Source organism: Amycolatopsis sp. NPDC004368, assembly GCF_053602515.1.
The window spans coordinates 212,137-226,841 of sequence record NZ_JBSGDT010000002.1; the positions used below are offsets into that span (position 1 = coordinate 212,137).

The 14,705-nt window shown below is 70.4% G+C and carries 13 protein-coding genes and 1 tRNA gene; 4 read left to right on the top strand and 10 right to left on the bottom strand.

Annotated features, from left to right (window positions below; genetic code table 11):
- Nucleotides 1-293 precede the first annotated feature (293 nt).
- Both ACWEOE_RS04540 and ACWEOE_RS04545 read left to right on the top strand, forming a co-directional pair.
- On the top strand, nucleotides 294-1,346 hold the full coding sequence (locus ACWEOE_RS04540; RefSeq protein ID WP_452004562.1) for a molybdopterin-dependent oxidoreductase: 1,053 nt from the start codon (nucleotides 294-296) through the stop codon (nucleotides 1,344-1,346).
- Entirely contained in the window at nucleotides 1,343-1,786 is a 444-nt protein-coding gene (locus tag ACWEOE_RS04545) for a hypothetical protein (RefSeq protein WP_452003864.1), read from the top strand. Before ACWEOE_RS04540 ends, ACWEOE_RS04545 begins: the two co-directional genes overlap by 4 nt.
- A gap of 1,188 nt (nucleotides 1,787-2,974) precedes the next feature.
- On the opposite strand, the gene ACWEOE_RS04550 is transcribed toward ACWEOE_RS04545, so the two are convergent.
- The 7 genes from ACWEOE_RS04550 to ACWEOE_RS04580 all read right to left on the bottom strand — a co-directional run bounded on the left by ACWEOE_RS04550 (nucleotide 2,975) and on the right by ACWEOE_RS04580 (nucleotide 9,924).
- Nucleotides 2,975-4,405 carry a trypsin-like peptidase domain-containing protein gene (locus ACWEOE_RS04550; RefSeq protein ID WP_452003867.1) on the bottom strand — a complete coding sequence of 477 codons (1,431 nt, stop codon included), beginning with the start codon at nucleotides 4,403-4,405 and terminating at the stop codon, nucleotides 2,975-2,977.
- A 79-nt stretch (nucleotides 4,406-4,484) separates the two neighbouring features.
- Nucleotides 4,485-5,567, bottom strand: a complete 1,083-nt coding sequence (gene galT, locus ACWEOE_RS04555) for a galactose-1-phosphate uridylyltransferase (RefSeq protein WP_452003870.1) — start codon at nucleotides 5,565-5,567, stop codon at nucleotides 4,485-4,487.
- Nucleotides 5,564-6,364: a DeoR/GlpR family DNA-binding transcription regulator gene (locus ACWEOE_RS04560; protein WP_452003873.1), complete on the bottom strand. Its 801-nt coding sequence runs from the start codon at nucleotides 6,362-6,364 to the stop codon at nucleotides 5,564-5,566. The genes galT and ACWEOE_RS04560 overlap by 4 nt, the downstream gene beginning before the upstream one ends.
- Nucleotides 6,365-6,456: 92 nt before the next feature.
- Nucleotides 6,457-7,860, bottom strand: a complete 1,404-nt coding sequence (locus ACWEOE_RS04565; RefSeq protein WP_452004565.1) for an ATP-binding protein — start codon at nucleotides 7,858-7,860, stop codon at nucleotides 6,457-6,459.
- A gap of 44 nt (nucleotides 7,861-7,904) precedes the next feature.
- Nucleotides 7,905-8,597 carry a response regulator transcription factor gene (locus tag ACWEOE_RS04570; RefSeq protein ID WP_452003876.1) on the bottom strand — a complete coding sequence of 231 codons (693 nt, stop codon included), beginning with the start codon at nucleotides 8,595-8,597 and terminating at the stop codon, nucleotides 7,905-7,907.
- 52 nt (nucleotides 8,598-8,649) lie between these two features.
- Nucleotides 8,650-9,270 carry a trimeric intracellular cation channel family protein gene (locus ACWEOE_RS04575; RefSeq protein WP_452003879.1) on the bottom strand — a complete coding sequence of 207 codons (621 nt, stop codon included), beginning with the start codon at nucleotides 9,268-9,270 and terminating at the stop codon, nucleotides 8,650-8,652.
- Complete coding sequence (locus ACWEOE_RS04580; protein WP_452003881.1) at nucleotides 9,271-9,924, bottom strand: response regulator; 654 nt, start codon at nucleotides 9,922-9,924, stop codon at nucleotides 9,271-9,273. It abuts the gene before it with no gap.
- A gap of 614 nt (nucleotides 9,925-10,538) precedes the next feature.
- Between ACWEOE_RS04580 and ACWEOE_RS04585 the strand changes: the two genes are divergently transcribed.
- Entirely contained in the window at nucleotides 10,539-11,903 is a 1,365-nt protein-coding gene (locus ACWEOE_RS04585) for an MFS transporter (protein ID WP_452003884.1), read from the top strand.
- A gap of 12 nt (nucleotides 11,904-11,915) precedes the next feature.
- Nucleotides 11,916-11,988: transfer RNA gene (locus ACWEOE_RS04590), tRNA-Arg, on the top strand.
- Nucleotides 11,989-12,043: 55 nt separating this feature from the next.
- Here the strand turns inward: ACWEOE_RS04590 and ACWEOE_RS04595 are convergent.
- The 3 genes from ACWEOE_RS04595 to qcrB form a co-directional block, all read right to left on the bottom strand.
- Nucleotides 12,044-12,193: a hypothetical protein gene (locus ACWEOE_RS04595; protein WP_452003887.1), complete on the bottom strand. Its 150-nt coding sequence runs from the start codon at nucleotides 12,191-12,193 to the stop codon at nucleotides 12,044-12,046.
- Nucleotides 12,194-12,546: 353 nt separating this feature from the next.
- Nucleotides 12,547-12,798, bottom strand: a complete 252-nt coding sequence (locus ACWEOE_RS04600) for a hypothetical protein (protein WP_452003889.1) — start codon at nucleotides 12,796-12,798, stop codon at nucleotides 12,547-12,549.
- A gap of 14 nt (nucleotides 12,799-12,812) precedes the next feature.
- Nucleotides 12,813-14,381 (bottom strand): cytochrome bc1 complex cytochrome b subunit, encoded by a 1,569-nt coding sequence (qcrB, locus tag ACWEOE_RS04605; protein ID WP_452003891.1) that lies wholly within the window; start codon nucleotides 14,379-14,381, stop codon nucleotides 12,813-12,815.
- Nucleotides 14,382-14,705 lie beyond the last annotated feature (324 nt).

Genomic DNA, 14,705 nt, shown 5'->3' on the forward strand with positions numbered 1-14,705 from the left:
GTGACGAAACAGTGTCCGGTGAAATGCCCGCCGGCGAAGCGCGAGCAGAGGGATCTGTGGTCACCGAAGGTCGGCTCGCGGCGGCGTGGCGAAGGTTCGACACGCGCGTGTCCGGCGCGCAGGCTCGCTTCGGCGAGCGGGCCGCGCAAGCCCGGGCGGGGGTCGCGAACGCGAAAGTCCGTGCCGAGCAAGCGAAAGCGCGGGTGGACGAGCGGATCGAGAAGCTGCCGATCCCCCACGAGGAGCAGTTCAAGGGCGGCGCGCACGGCGAACGGGTGACGGCGCGCATCGGCATGCTGCTGGGCCTGGCGTTCCTGATCTGTTTCGTCACCGGGCTGCTCAGCCACCTGATCCAGCACCCCACGGCGTGGTTCTTCTGGCCGAGCCGGCCGGTGTGGCTGTACCGCCTGACGCAGGGCGCGCACGTGATCTCGGGGATCGCGGCGATTCCGTTGCTCCTGGCGAAGCTGTGGAGTGTGTTCCCCAAGCTGTTCGAGCGACCGTTGGTGAAGTCGCTTCCGCACGCGTTGGAGCGCGTGTCGATCCTGGTGCTGTCGGGGTCGGCGTTCTTCGAGCTGAGTTCGGGGTTGCTGAACGTCGCGCAGAACTACCCGTGGAACTTCTACTTCCCGCAAGTGCACTACGCGGTGGCGTGGGTGGCGATCGGGTCGGTGGTGGTGCACGTCGCGGTGAAGCTGCCGATCGTGCGGCGTGCGTTGACCCGCGAGGCGCAACCGGCCGCGCAACCGACGCGCGGGCTCACGCGACGCGGTTTCCTGCGGACGACGTGGATCGCGACCGGCGTGGCGGTGGTGTCCACGGCGGGGGCGACGGTGCCGTGGCTGAAGGACGTTTCGGGGCTGTCGTGGAAGACCGACAAGGGGTCGCAGAAGCTGCCGGTGAACCGCACGGCAGTCGCGGCGCGCGTGACGCGGACGGCGGTCGACCCGGCGTGGCGGCTGTCGGTGGTGACGCGGGCCGGGACGAGGCAGTTCACGCTGGCCGACTTGCGGGCATTGCCGCAGGTGAGCGCCGATCTGCCGATCGCGTGCGTCGAGGGCTGGAGCCAGATGGCGAGCTGGCGCGGGATCTCGTTCCCGACACTGCTGCGCGCGGTGGGGGCCGAGCCGGGGGCGGAGGTGCGGGTGTCGTCGCTCGACAAAACCGGGCTCTATGGCGCCAGCACGCTGCCGGGCGAGCACACGGCCGACGACCTCACCCTGCTCGCGCTGGAGCTCAACGGCGAGGTGCTCGACGTCGACCACGGCTACCCGTGCCGCGTGATCGCGCCGAGCCGGCCCGGAGTGCTGCAGACGAAGTGGGTCGAGAAGCTGGAGGTGCTGTGAAGGTCGTCAGGATCGTGCTCGCACTGGCCGGGCTGGCCGCGCTGGGGTTCGGGGCGTCGCTGTTCGTCGACTACGCCGCGCCGGCGTGGCCGGACAGCGTGAAAACCGTGCTCTGGATCGGGGGCGGCCCGATCGTCAACGACGCCGTCTTCGCGCCCGTGGCGGGTGTGCTGGGCCTGCTGCTCTCGCGCGTACTGCCGAAGGCGTGGCGAGCGCCCGTGCAAGTGGGGGCGGTGCTCACGGCGGTGCTGGGTTTCATCGCGTTCCCGTTGCTGTGGCGCACTTACGGCGTGATCCCGAAGCCGGGTCTGCACGACGGCAACACGTGGCTGGGGTTGGTGCTGACCCTCGCGGCGGTGTGGGCCGTCGTGCTGCTCACCGGGGTCGCGCGGATGGTGCTCGCGCTGAGGAAACGCCCGGCAGCCGTCGGCGCCCAGTAGGCCGGGTAGCTGCCGAAGACCTCTCCGTACCGCCTCCGACTCGGTACGGCGAGGTCTCCGTGCGGTATGTGGGATACCCACCGGTTGCAGGTTCCAAACATCGCGAACCCACGAATTTTCCTTGCCCGGCAAAGAACCTGGTCACAGCCTCGACGAGCAGCGATCGCAGCGCCACGAGCGGCGCGACTTCTTCCTCATGGGCCAGGCGGAACATCCACCTGAGCACTTCGTCGCTGCTTGGGGTGCTTGCCTCGGTCAGCCTGGAACCTTGCAGCGACCCAGCATCCACGACGCTCGACACCCGCCGAACCGCGCCAGCGCCGGCCCTCCCACAGGCGACTCGTGCCACCGAACCGTCAGGATGCTCGCCTCGCTCCAGCCCGCAACCTCGCAGCGGCCCCGCATCCACGGCGCTCGCCAGCCGCCGAGCCACGCCCGCGCCTGGCCCGAGCGCCGGCGGTTCGAGCCGCCGCCCCTCGTGATACTCGCCCCGGGCTGACCTGCCCTGGAACCTCACCGCAACCCGGAACCCACGATGCCCGAAACCGGCCGAACGATGCCACGCCGGCCCGCGCACAGGCGGCACCAGCCGACGAACCTCGGGACACTCGCCTCGCTCCAGCCCGCAACCTCGCAGCGGCCCGGCATCCACGAGGCTCGACACCCGCCCAACCGCACTCGCGCCAGCCCGGACGCAGGCGACTCGAGCCGCCAACCCTCGGAATACTCGCCTCGGCCAGCCTGGAACCTCGCGGCGACGAGGAGTCCACGACGCTCGCCAGCCACCGAACCGCACCCGCTCCGCCCAGGCGCAGGCGTTCGTGCCGCCGCCCCTCGGGATACTCACGTCAATCAGCCCCGCAACCTCGCGGCGGCCCGGCATCCACAGCGCTCGCCAGCCGCCGGACCACGCTCGCGCCAGCCCGGGCACAGGCTACCGAGCCGCCGCCCCTCAAGATGCTCGGCTCAACCGGCCTCGCCGGGAGCCGAGCCGCGGTGCAGCGCGCGGGACACTTTCGCCGACCTGCCACCTCGCCCCGGCAGGGCACACCTGCCGCTCATTCGGGCGGGCAGACGGCCACGCGCGACCGGCACAAGGAGCTCGGTCGCGCGTGGCCTTCAAGGGTCCGGCCCCTGCTCAGGGGGTCGAGCCGTGGTTGGTCTCGGCTGCGCCCGGCAGCCGAGCGATCAGTTGGCCGGAACCGGCTGGCCGCCGAGGGTCACCTGCACCGTGCGGCCGCCGGAGAGGGTGAAGGTGACCTTCTCGTCGGGGGCGCGGGTGCGGATGGCCGCGATGAGCGTGTCGGCGCTGTCGATGGTGCGGTCGTCGATCTTCGTGACGATGTCGCCCGACTTCAGGCCGGCCTTCTCGGCGGGGCTGCCCGACGTGATGTCACCGAGCTGCGCGCCGCCCTGCGGGGCGTCGGCGACCTTGGCGCCGATGAAGGTCTGCGTGGCGTGGCCGGTCTTGATGATGTCGTCGGCCGTGCGGCGGGCCTGGTCGATCGGGATGGCGAAGCCGATGCCGACGTTGCCGCCCTGGGCCTGGCCGCCCTGGCCACCCTGGCCGTTGTTGGGACTGTAGATGGCTGAGTTGATGCCGATGACCTGGCCGTTCATGTTCGCGAGCGGGCCACCGGAGTTGCCCGGGTTGATCGCGGCGTCGGTCTGGATGGCGTCCATGACCGTGGTCTGGTCGGTCTCGTCGCCGCCGGCCTGCACCGGGCGGTGCAGCGAGCTGACGATGCCGGAGGTGACCGTGCCGCTGAGCTCGAACGGCGAGCCGATGGCGACCACGGGCTGGCCGACGCGCAAGTCGTCGGAGCGGCCGAGCTCGACCGGGGTGAGGCCGCTGACGCCGCTGACCTTCACCACCGCGATGTCGGTCGTCGGGTCGCGGCCGACGACGCTGGCGGCGGCCTTCTTGCCGTCCTGGAACACGGCCTGGATCTGGCCACCGTTGGCGGCGACCTCGACCACGTGGTTGTTGGTCAGGATGTAGCCGTCGGTGCTGAGCACGAACCCCGAGCCCTCGCCGGCGGCTGTGCGGCCGGAGACCTGCAGCTCGACGACGCTCGGCGACAGCTTCTGCGCCACCGACTCGATCGAGCCGGCCGGGGCGTTGCCCGTCTGCTGCGCGGGCCGCGGCTGGTCGAGCGCGTTGACCGACGGGCCGGACGAGCCGCCCGTGAGGTAACCGACGGTGCCGCCCGCGACGCCGCCGATCACGAGCGCGATCGCGGCCACGCCCGCCAGCAGCTTGCCGGGGCCGGCCTTCTTCTTCGGCGGGGCCGGCTGAACGTTGTACGTGCCGGGGGCGGCGTACGGCTGCTGCTGCGTGGTCCCGCCGGTGGGCGGGTACGGGTTGTAGCCCATCGGACCGGTCTGTGCGGACTGGGCTCCCTGCGCGGACCACGGGTTCGGCGCGGGATAGCCCGGCGCCTGGTGCGCCTGCTCGCCATACGTGGGCTGCTCGCCGGAGGCGGGCGTCGCGGGGGTGGGCGTCGCGCCAGGGGCGGTGGACTGGCTCCAGGCCGCCTGCCCCTCGGTGCCCGGCTGGGCACCCGGGTTCTGGCGACCCGCCGCGGAGTCGTGCGCGTGGGGGTCGTTCTCGGTCATGTCCTCACCTAAGCTGCCGGGCCTGAGAGGTTCCTGAGCCGAACCTGTGTTTCGGGGATGAGTATGCCGCGGCGGGTACTCAGCCCGCCGCGCGAAGGCGCTGGGCGATCTGTTCGGGCGTGGCGTCGTTGATCCACACGGCCATGCCGGACTCGGAACCCGCGAGGTACTTGAGCTTGTCCTTGGCGCGCAACACCGAGAACAGCTCGAGGTGCAGCCATGCCAGGTCGCGGTCGCGGCGCACCGGCGCCTGGTGCCAGGCGGCGATGTAGGGCAACGGGCGGTCGTAAAGTGCGTCGCAGCGGCGCAGCACGTCGAGGTACACGCGGGCGAAGTCATCGCGCTCGGCGTCGGACAGCGCGGGGATGTCGGGCACCTGCCGGTGCGGCACGACCTGGATGTGCACGGGCCAGCGCGCGGCGGGCGGCACGAACGCCGTCCAGTGCTCACCTTCGGCGATCACGCGGGCGCCGGACTTCTGTTCGGCGGCCAGCACATCACCCATCACCTCGCGGCCGTGCTCTTCGCGGTACGCGCGCGCGACGTCGAGCATCCGCTCGGTTTTCGGCGTGACGAAGGGGTAACCGTAGATCTGGCCGTGGGGGTGCGAGAGCGTCACGCCGATCTCTTCACCGCGGTTTTCGAACGGGTAGACCTGCTCGACACCCGGCGTCTCGCCCAGCGCGGCCGTGCGGTCGGCCCACGCGTCCACGACCAGGCGCACGCGCTCGGGGCTCAGCCGGGAGAACGAGCCGTTGTGGTCACTGCTGAAGCACACGACCTCGCAGCGCGCGCGGCCCGGCGCCGTCGGGACGAGGCCGAGCTCGTCCACAGTGGACGGATCACCGTGTGCGTTCTGGGAGAACGACGGGAAGCGGTTCTCGAACACGACCACGTCGTAGTCGGGTTCCGGGATCTCGGTGGGCCGGCCGGGCCCCGAAGGGTCAAGGGGGCACAGGTCGGCCGGCGGCTTGTACGTGCGCGTCTGCCGGTGCGCGGCCATGGCGACCCACTCGCGGGTGAGCGGGTCGAGGCGGATCTCCGACGCCGCGGCCACCGGCGGGAGGTCGCGGCTGTCCTCGGCGGTGCGCTCGTGCTCGCCGTCGTGGTCGAAGTAGATGATCTCCCGGCCGTCCGCCAGGTGTCGCAAGGTGCGTTTCACGCGTCTTCTGCCTCGAGGTTCTCCGCCGTTTCGGCGATCATCAGTTCTCCCACCCGCTCGGTGAGGCTCTCCCTCGCCGAGTCGGGAAGTCCGTCGTCGGTCACCACGACGTGGGCTTCTTCGAGATCGGCGATGGTGGAGATGCCGACGGTGCCCCACTTCGTGTGGTCGGCGAGCACCACCAGCCGCCGGCCGGCCTCCACGAGCGCGCGGTCGGTTTCGCTCTCGGTGAGGTTCGGGGTGGTGAAGCCGGCGCCCTCGGCCATGCCGTGCACGCCGAGGAAAACGAGGTCCAGGTGCAGCGAGCGCAGGCTGTGCACGGCGACCGGGCCGACGAGCGCGTCGGACGGCGTGCGCACGCCGCCGGTGAGCACCACCGTGCGCTCCGGTTGTGCGGACGCGCGCAGCACGTCGGCGACCTGGATCGAGTTGGTGACGATGGTCAGCCCTGGGATGGGATCGAGGGCGCGGGCCAGCGTCCACGTGGTCGTGCCGGCGGAGAGGCCGATCGCGGTGCCCGGCTTGACCAGGCCGGCAGCGAGTTCGGCGATGGCCTCCTTCTGCGCGCGCTGGCGCACGGACTTCGCCTCGAAGCCGGGCTCGTCGGTGCTCTTGCCGACCACCGAGGTCGCGCCACCGTAGACCTTCTCGACCAGGCCGCGGCCGGCGAGCACGTCGAGGTCTCGTCGCACGGTCATGTCGGACACGCCGAGCCGCGCGACGAGGTCACTGACCCGGACCGCCCCGATCCGGCGCGCCTCTTCGAGGATCACCGCCTGTCGCTGACGTGCGAGCACCACCACTCCTCAAGCACGAACCATCAACCACACAAAATCCTACATGAACAAACATGCGTGGCGTGGGACGTGCCACCCGAGCGGGCGACAGGTCAGCCGGGTGCGCCGGGCAGCCGGATCGTGAACAGCGCTCCCCCTTCCGGGGCGTGCATCGCGTACACAGCGCCGCCGTGGCGCTCGACCGCCTGCTTCACGATCGACAGCCCGAGGCCGGAACCCGGCAGCGTCCGGGCTTCCGAAGAGCGGTAGAAGCGGTCGAACACCTTGGGCAGGTCCTCGTCGGCGATGCCCGGGCCGGAGTCGGCGACCTCGACCACGACCGTGCCGTCGCCCAGCGGCCGCAGCGTGAGCCGCACGCGGGAGCCGGCGGGCGAGAACTTCACCGCGTTGTCGAGGAGGTTGAGCACGGCGCGTTCGAGCGAGCTGTTGTCGCCCGTGAGCACCCACGGCTGCAGGTCGACGTCGAACTCGATGTCGCCTGCGCGGCGGCGGGCGCGGTAGAGCGCGCGCTCGACGACGTCGACGAGCTCGACGCGTTCGGTCTGCTCGCGTGGCTCGTCCTGGCGGGCGAGCTCGACGAGGTCGCCGATGAGCTGGGTGAGCTCGTCGAGCTGGCCGCTGATGTCGGCCTCGATCTCGGCGCGGTCCTCCGCGGGCAGCGTGCGCGCGCCCGGCCGGCTGGCCGAGAGCAGCAGCTCCAGGTTGGTGCGCAAGGAGGTGAGCGGGGTGCGCAGCTCGTGGCCGGCGTCGGCGACGAGCTGGCGCTGCCGCTCCTGCGAGTCGGCGACCGTGCCGAGCATCGTGTTGAAACTCTGGGTGAGGCGGGCGAGCTCGTCGTCGCCGCTCACGGGGATCGGACGCAGGTCACCGGTGGCGGCGACGCGTTCCGCGGCCGACGTGAGCCGATCGACCGGGCGCAGCCCGGTGCGCGCGACGGCGGTGCCCGCCCCCGCGGCGACCACGATCCCGGCGCCGCCCACGAGGAAGAGGACAACGGCCAGCTCGTTCAGCGTGCGTTTCGTCGGCTCCATCGACTGCGCGAGCACCATGGCCTGGCCGTGCCCGGAGGGCAGCGCGACCACGCGCGTGTCCGTGGCCACGTCGGTGCGCAGCGACTGCGGCGACTGGCCCGTGGCCACGGCCAGCTCCAGCGGCCCGTACGGCGGCGGCGAGCCGGCCTGCGGGTAGACCAGCTTGTTGCTGTACGCGTTGAGCTGACCGATCTGCAGGTCAGCACTCGCCAGGAATGCGCCGGGCACCCGCTCGAGCTGCGTCTGCACCTGCGGCGAGGCCACGGCGGCCTCCGCGCGCGCCAGCAAGTTGTCGTCGAGCTGCTGGTAGAGGTTGCTCGACACGATCATGTACGCGCCCAGCGACACGAGCGCCACCGCACCGGCCACGCAGGCGGCGGCCAGCAGCGTCACGCGACCGCGCAGCGAGAAGCGGCGCGTGCCCCAGCGGTCGCCGCGCGGGTCGGTGACGTCGACGGTGGGGATGGCGTTGTTCCCGAGCGCGGTGTTGCCGAAGGCGGGAGTGTCGGTCACGGCGGGGTTTCGCGCAGGACGTAGCCCACTCCCCGCACCGTGTGGATCAGCCTCGGTTCGTTGCCCGCTTCCGTCTTTCGGCGCAAATAACCGACGTAGACCTCCAGCGCGTTGCCCGACGTCGGGAAGTCGTAACCCCATACTTCCTCCAGAATCCTTCCGCGGGTCAGCACGTGCTTGGGATACGAGAGGAACAACTCGAGCAGCGCGAACTCGGTGCGGGTGAGGCTGATCTCGCGGCCGCCGCGGCGGACCTCGCGGGTGCCGGGGTCCAGCGTGAGGTCGGCGAACGACAGCACCTCGCTCGTCTCGCCCTGCTGGGGGTCCGGCACGGCGCGGCGCAGCAGGGCGCGCAGGCGGGCCAGCAGTTCTTCGAGGGCGAACGGCTTGGGCAGGTAGTCGTCGGCGCCGGCGTCGAGGCCGGAGACCCGGTCGGAGACGGTGTCGCGGGCGGTCAGCACGAGGATGGGCAGGTCGTCGCCGGTGCTGCGCAGGCGGCGGGCCACCTCGAGCCCGTCGAGGCGGGGCATCATCACGTCCAGCACCATCGCGTCCGGTCGGTTCGCGAGGATCGTCTCGAGGGCCTGCGCACCGTCGCTGGCGAGCTCGACGGTGTACCCGTTGAACTCCAGGGACCGCCTGAGCGACTCACGGACGGCTCGATCGTCGTCCACCACAAGGATGCGCATGAAGTCAGTCTTACGCAGAGTGCTGAGACCCGCCTAAGAACACACGCAGAACTCACAAAGACTCTGTATCACCCGGGCGCGCGACGGGCGCGTTCCAGTGCCGCCACAGAGCCACCAGCCGAATCGTGACCACCACGGCGGCCGCCACGACCGTGACCAGGGCCGACGGCAGTGGCAGAGCGTGACCGACCGCGACCAGCACCGCCCCGGCGAGCGCGGCCACGGCGTAGATCTCCCGGCGCAGGACGAGCGGGATCTCCCGCAACAGCAGGTCACGCAGCGCGCCCCCGCCGATGCCGCTGGTCATGCCGATCAAGCACGCGGCGTAGGCGGTGGCGCCGGCGTTGAGGGCCACGGTGGTGCCGGCCGTCGCGAACACGCCCAGGCCCAGCGCGTCGGCGAGCAGCACGGCGCGCCGCAGCCGCGCGACCTGCGGGTGGAACGCGAACACGGCCAGCGCCGTCGCCGCGCAGACGGCGAGGTAGGGCCAGTTCGAGAACGTGGTGGGCGGGTGGATGCCGAGCAGGACGTCGCGGATGATGCCGCCGCCCAGCGCCGTGGTGAGGCCCACCACGATCACGCCGAACACGTCGAGGCGTGCCCGGACCGCGGCCAGCGCGCCGGACGCCGCGAAAGCCACGAGCCCGACGAACTCGAGCGCGGTGAGCACCATCTACTGGTCGAGCAGCCCGCCGCGGTAGGCCAGCAGCGCGGCCTGCACACGGTTGGCGGCGCCGATCTTCGAGAGCACCGCGGACACGTACCCCTTCACCGTCGCCTCCGACAGGTGCAGACGTCCGCCGATCTCCGCGTTCGACAGCCCCTGTCCGATCAACGCGACGACCTCGCGCTCCCGCTCGCTCAGGCTGGCGAGCAGCTTGCGCGCCGGCTGCGCGGCCCGCTGCTCGTCGCGGTGGGACTGCACCATGCGCGCCGCCACCCCCGGATCGAGGACGGCGCCGCCTTTGGCCAGGTCACGGATGGCGCGCAGCAGCGCCGAGGGGTCGATGTCCTTCAACAGGAAGCCGTTGGCGCCCAGGCGCAGCGCCAGGCTCACGTACTCGTCGATGTCGAACGTGGTCAGCATCGCGACCATCGGCGGGTCCGGCAGGGCGAGGATCGCCCTGAGCGCGCGGATCCCGTCGTCGGGGGCCCGCATCTTGATGTCGAGCAACGCCACGTCCGGGTGATACCGGCGCGCCACCTCGACCGCGGATCTGCCGTCGCTCGCCTCGCCCACGATCTCGATGTCCGCGGCCCCGGACATCATGGCGCGCAGACCCGTGCGGACCAGTTCCTCGTCGTCCGCGAACATGAGCTTGATCAACGAAGCCCTCCGGCAGCCGGTGGTCGAAGCGGCTCCCCGCTTCCCGTTAAGGAAGATTACCTACTGTTGTTCAAGGTTTCGAAACCAGACACGACCAGGTGAGGCGACTGGTCCGGCCGGGTCCCCGATCGTGCTGGTCCCCGCTGTTCGGGGTCCCCCACACGGGCGACGCCATCCGTCGGATGTTCGTGTCGGCACCGCGGCAGTAGAGCCGACGGCCTGGGCCGGCCAGGTTCCCCCGGCCGCCGATCCCCCACGCCGCCGACCCCACCGAAACGCTCCAGCCAAGATTCGGCCATTCGGCGCCGGTTCGAGAGGTCTGGACAATATTATCGGGCATCTCGAAAATTGTTCCCTGCTTTCCGATCTGACCATTTTCGTGCGATTCCGGGGAAGCCGGAGGGGCAATAGTACTTCCGGTCCCGCCCTGCCAGGTGTAACGCCGCCTCAACTGTGGCCGAGCTTGATCACGACCGGCAATTCTTGCTGGCGACCGCCGAACCCGTTGAAACCCAACGGGAATCGCGGCCGGATCGAACTCCGGGCCGCGCCGTCCACCGTCGGACGACCCGGGCGGCCTCCCTGCTCAGCCGAATTCCCACCAAGGAACGAACGTGCACTTTTCCCGCTCCCCCCGAACTCTCGGGTTCACCGGCCTGTGCCTGGGGTATTTCGCGATCATCCTCGACGGCAGCGTGCTCAACATCGCGGTGCCCGCCCTGCGGCAGGATCTGAACGCGTCGCTCGGCCGCGTCCAATGGGTGATCAACGCCTACACCCTTTGCCTGGCGGCACTGCTGCTCACCGCCGGCGCCCTCGGCGACCGCCGGGGCCTGCGGCACAGTTTCCTCGTCGGCACCGCCCTGTTCACGGCCGCTTCGGCGGCCTGCTCGCTCGCGCCGTCCGTCGATTTCCTCATCGCCGCGCGGGTGGTCCAGGGCGTGGGCGCGGCGGCGCTGCTGCCCGCCACCCTGGCGTTGATCGGCACCCTGTTCCCCGAACGCGCCCGCGCCACCGCGATCTGGGTCTCGAGCGGCGCCGTCTCCGCCGCGGTCGGTCCGCTGGCCGGCGGCGTGCTGATCGACTCGTTCGGCTGGCGCAGCATCTTCCTGATCAACGTGCCGGTCGGCGTCGGCGCGATCCTGCTGGCGCGCAGCGGGATCGTGGAAACCCCTCGCCGCCACCGCGAGGTCGACCGCCTGGGCCAGCTCACGGCCGTGTCGGCGCTCGGCCTGCTCACCGCCGGCCTGATCGTCGCCGGGAGCCGGGGCTGGACCGCCCCGCTCACCCTCGCCCTGCTCGCCGGCGGCCTCGGCTCCGGCATTGCCTTCTGGTTCGTCGAACGCAACGCCCGCGGGCCGATGCTCCCACTGTCCTTCTTCTCGGCCCGCACGCGCTCGGTTGTGACGGCCAGCGCCGGACTCCTGAGCTTCCTCTACTACGGCACCCTTTTCGTGATGTCCCTGTACTTCCAGCAGCTGCGCGGTTGGCCCGCCGGAGAAGCCGGACTGGCGCTCACCCCACTCACCGTCGGGTCGACCCTCGGCCCCCTGGTGCTCTACCGCCCGCTGTCCCGCCGCTTCGGCAACCCCGCCACGCTGTTCGTCGCCTTCAGCTGCTGCGCCGCCGGGATCGCCATCCTCGTCGCCTTCACGAGCGGCTCGTCGTACCTGCCCCTGGCGACCGGCCTGCTGCTCGTCGGTTGCTCCAGCACCCTCGGCTTCTCCGCGGTGACGGCGCTCCTGGTCCCCAGCGTCCCCGCCGCGCTCGCCGGCACCGCCGCGGGCGTCCAGAACACGAGCCGCCAGGCGGGCGCCCTGATCTCCGTCTCGGTCCTCGGCGCCATCCTCAACTCCACCTCCTTCTCCGGACACCTCCCCATCGCCCCCGTCGTCCTCGCGGCGGTCGTCGCACTGGCCCTGCTCGTGGCGGGGTCAGCCGCCCCCTTCGCCCGCCGGACGACCGCGGCCGAGTGCTAAGGTACGGTCGCCGCCCTCGTAGCTCAGGGGATAGAGCACCGCTCTCCTAAAGCGGGTGTCGCAGGTTCGAATCCTGCCGGGGGCACAACTCCCCTGGCCAGAGGGTGTGGCCAGGGGATTTGTTTGCCGGGGGCCCACGCTTAACCCTGGTGTTTGGGAAGTTCAATCGTCGGGCGAGCCGCCAGCGCTGGGCCGACGTCTTCGCCGACAACCCCGCGCTCCAGGTAGTCCTCCTGGGTCGTGCTGATGCGCTCGTGCCCGAGGTAGTCGGCGATCTCGCGCGCCGTCAACCCGGAACCATCAAGGCGACCCCTCCGGGGCCGCGCCGCTACCCGCCGGCACGCGCGGAGCCCCGCCTCCAACACCCCACGCGGCCGGCCCGGCGGTGGCAACGGGGGCCAACGACAGGAAGATTTGGTCAGCACTCAGTAAGTCCACAACGGACTCCGCTGCTTTGAGTACCTGATTTTCGTACCATTGCTCAATGCCATCGACACTTACCCCGACTCAGACCGAGCGTCCATTTCGGACACCCAGCCTGGCGGAAACGCCCCGCCCGGAGTGAGGATGCCGTACGCCGTGAAAGGCGCTCTCGGGTTGTCCAGCGTCCCGAAAGCGCCTTTCACGGCAGGTGGTCAGCTGCTCATTGCTGCCAGGGATCGACGTAGGCGATGGTGGTCATCTCCACCTCCACGCCGGTCTCGAGGCTGCCCGCCGTGGAGCTCTGGCCGGTCACGTAGAACCGGACGCCGTCCTTCTTCGTGGTCATGGCGATCGCGTGGGCGCCGTCCGGGCCGCCGGCCAGGCCGTCGTACCGGCCGAGCCATGCGGCGAAGAAAGCCTGGATGCCGCCGACCACGACCTCCGGCTCGTGCTTGACCCGGACGCAGTGCACCTGTGCCCGGGTTCTCAGTGCCCCCGTCTGCTGATCGCCGCCGTTTCCTCCGGCGGGTCGGGTGTCAGCAGGGAACCCGGAACCGCCCGGCCGGCGGCGCCGAGCTTGTTCATCTTCTTCGGCACCGTTGCGCCCTGGTACTCGAGCGGAGCCGGGGCGAGCGGCTGGTGGATCTCCACGTAACCGCCCGACGGCGAGCGCGTGATGATGCCCGTCTCGATGCCGTGTTCGAGCACCTCGCGGTCGGCGCGCTGCAGGCCCAGGCAGACGCGGTAGGTGATGAGGTACGCCAGCGGCGGCACGATCAGCACGCCGATGCGGCCGGCCCACGTGGTGGCGTTGAGCGAGATGTCGAACTGGTCGGCGATGATGTCGTTGAAGCCCGACAGCTCGATCACCGCGAAGAAGCCCAGCGCCATCATGCCCAGTGACGTGCGCACGGGCGCGTCGCGCGGACGGTTCAGGATGTTGTGGTGCGCGGTGTCCTTCGAGAGTTTCCGCTCCAGGAACGGGTACGACAGCAGCAGCGCAAACAGCACCGGCATGCCCACGGCACCGGGGAAGAACACGGCCGGGATCGTGTAGTTCCCCAGGTAGACCTCCCACGCGGGCCAGATGCGCAGCAGGCCGTCGGCCCACGCGAGGTACCAGTCGGGTTGTGAGCCGGCCGAGACCATCGACGGGTTGTAGGGGCCGATGTTCCAGATGGCGTTGATCTGGAACAGGCCCGCGAGCAGCGAGAGCACGCCGGTCACGATCGTCATGAACGCCAGGGCCTTGAGTGCGAACGCCGGGAAGATGCGGATGCCCACGACGTTCGTTTCCTTGCGCTGCACGCCGGGGAACTGCGTGTGCTTCTGGTACCAGACGATCGCGAGGTGCGCGGCGACCAACACCAGCATGATGCCCGGGATGATCAGGATGTGGACGGTGTAGAGGCGCGGGATGATCTGGTCGCCCGGGAACTCGCTACCGAACACGGCCCAGTGGATCCACGTGCCGATCACGGGGACCGACAGGATGATGCCTGAGAGCGTCGCGCGGATGCCGGTGCCCGAGAGCAGGTCGTCGGGCAGCGAGTAGCCGAAGAAGCCCTCGAACATGCCGAGGATGAGCAGCGTCGCGCCGATCACCCAGGTCGCTTCGCGCGGCCGGCGGAACGCGCCGGTGAAGAACACCCGGCACATGTGCACCATCATCGCGGCGATGAAGATCAGCGCGGCCCAGTGGTGCAGCTGCCGCACGAACAGGCCGCCGCGGACCTCCATCGAGAGGTCGAGCGTGCTCTGGAACGCCCGGGACAGCTGCACGCCCTGCATGTTGGTGAAGGCGCCGTGGTAGGTGACCTCCTGCATGGAGGGGTCGAAGAACAGGGTGAGGTACACGCCGCTGAGCAGGATGACGATGAAGCTGTACAGCGCCACCTCCCCCAGCAGGAACGACCAGTGCGTGGGGAACACCTTGTTCATCTGGTGCCGAAGGCCCTTCGACACGTGGTAGCGGTCGTCGACCCACTTCGCGCCCGCGCCCGCCGCCTCGAGCGCCGGCGGGTCGGTCTTGGTCGGTCTCGTCAGTGAGCTCATGCGATCCTCACTCGCCTCCGCAGGACGGCCACCGCGAACACGGTGCCCATCAACTGGACGACAGCGAGCACCCCATTTGTGACATCCGGCGCCACGATCCACCCGCCGAGCACGAGCGAGACCACCATCGAGACGCTCGGCCGACCGCGCCCGACCGGCCCCGCCTGCGCAGATGCCACCAGACACCGACCCCGGACAGGGCCGGCACCAGCAGCGCCTGGCTCCGGCTCATCCCAGTCCTCCTCCGCCTAGTCAGCCTGTTTATCTGGATTTTTCCTATCCAGATTTACGAGACGGAGATGCCAACATCCTGGTTGGAGACGG

Coding starts and splice junctions, on each gene's coding strand:
- ACWEOE_RS04540 (WP_452004562.1), top strand. CDS start 294: ATGCTGCTGGGCCTGGCGTTCCTGATCTGTTTCGTCACCGGGCTGCTC.
- ACWEOE_RS04550 (WP_452003867.1), bottom strand. CDS start 4,405: ATGACCGAGAACGACCCCCACGCGCACGACTCCGCGGCGGGTCGCCAG.
- ACWEOE_RS04570 (WP_452003876.1), bottom strand. CDS start 8,597: ATGCGCATCCTTGTGGTGGACGACGATCGAGCCGTCCGTGAGTCGCTC.
- ACWEOE_RS04575 (WP_452003879.1), bottom strand. CDS start 9,270: ATGGTGCTCACCGCGCTCGAGTTCGTCGGGCTCGTGGCTTTCGCGGCG.
- qcrB (WP_452003891.1), bottom strand. CDS start 14,381: ATGAGCTCACTGACGAGACCGACCAAGACCGACCCGCCGGCGCTCGAG.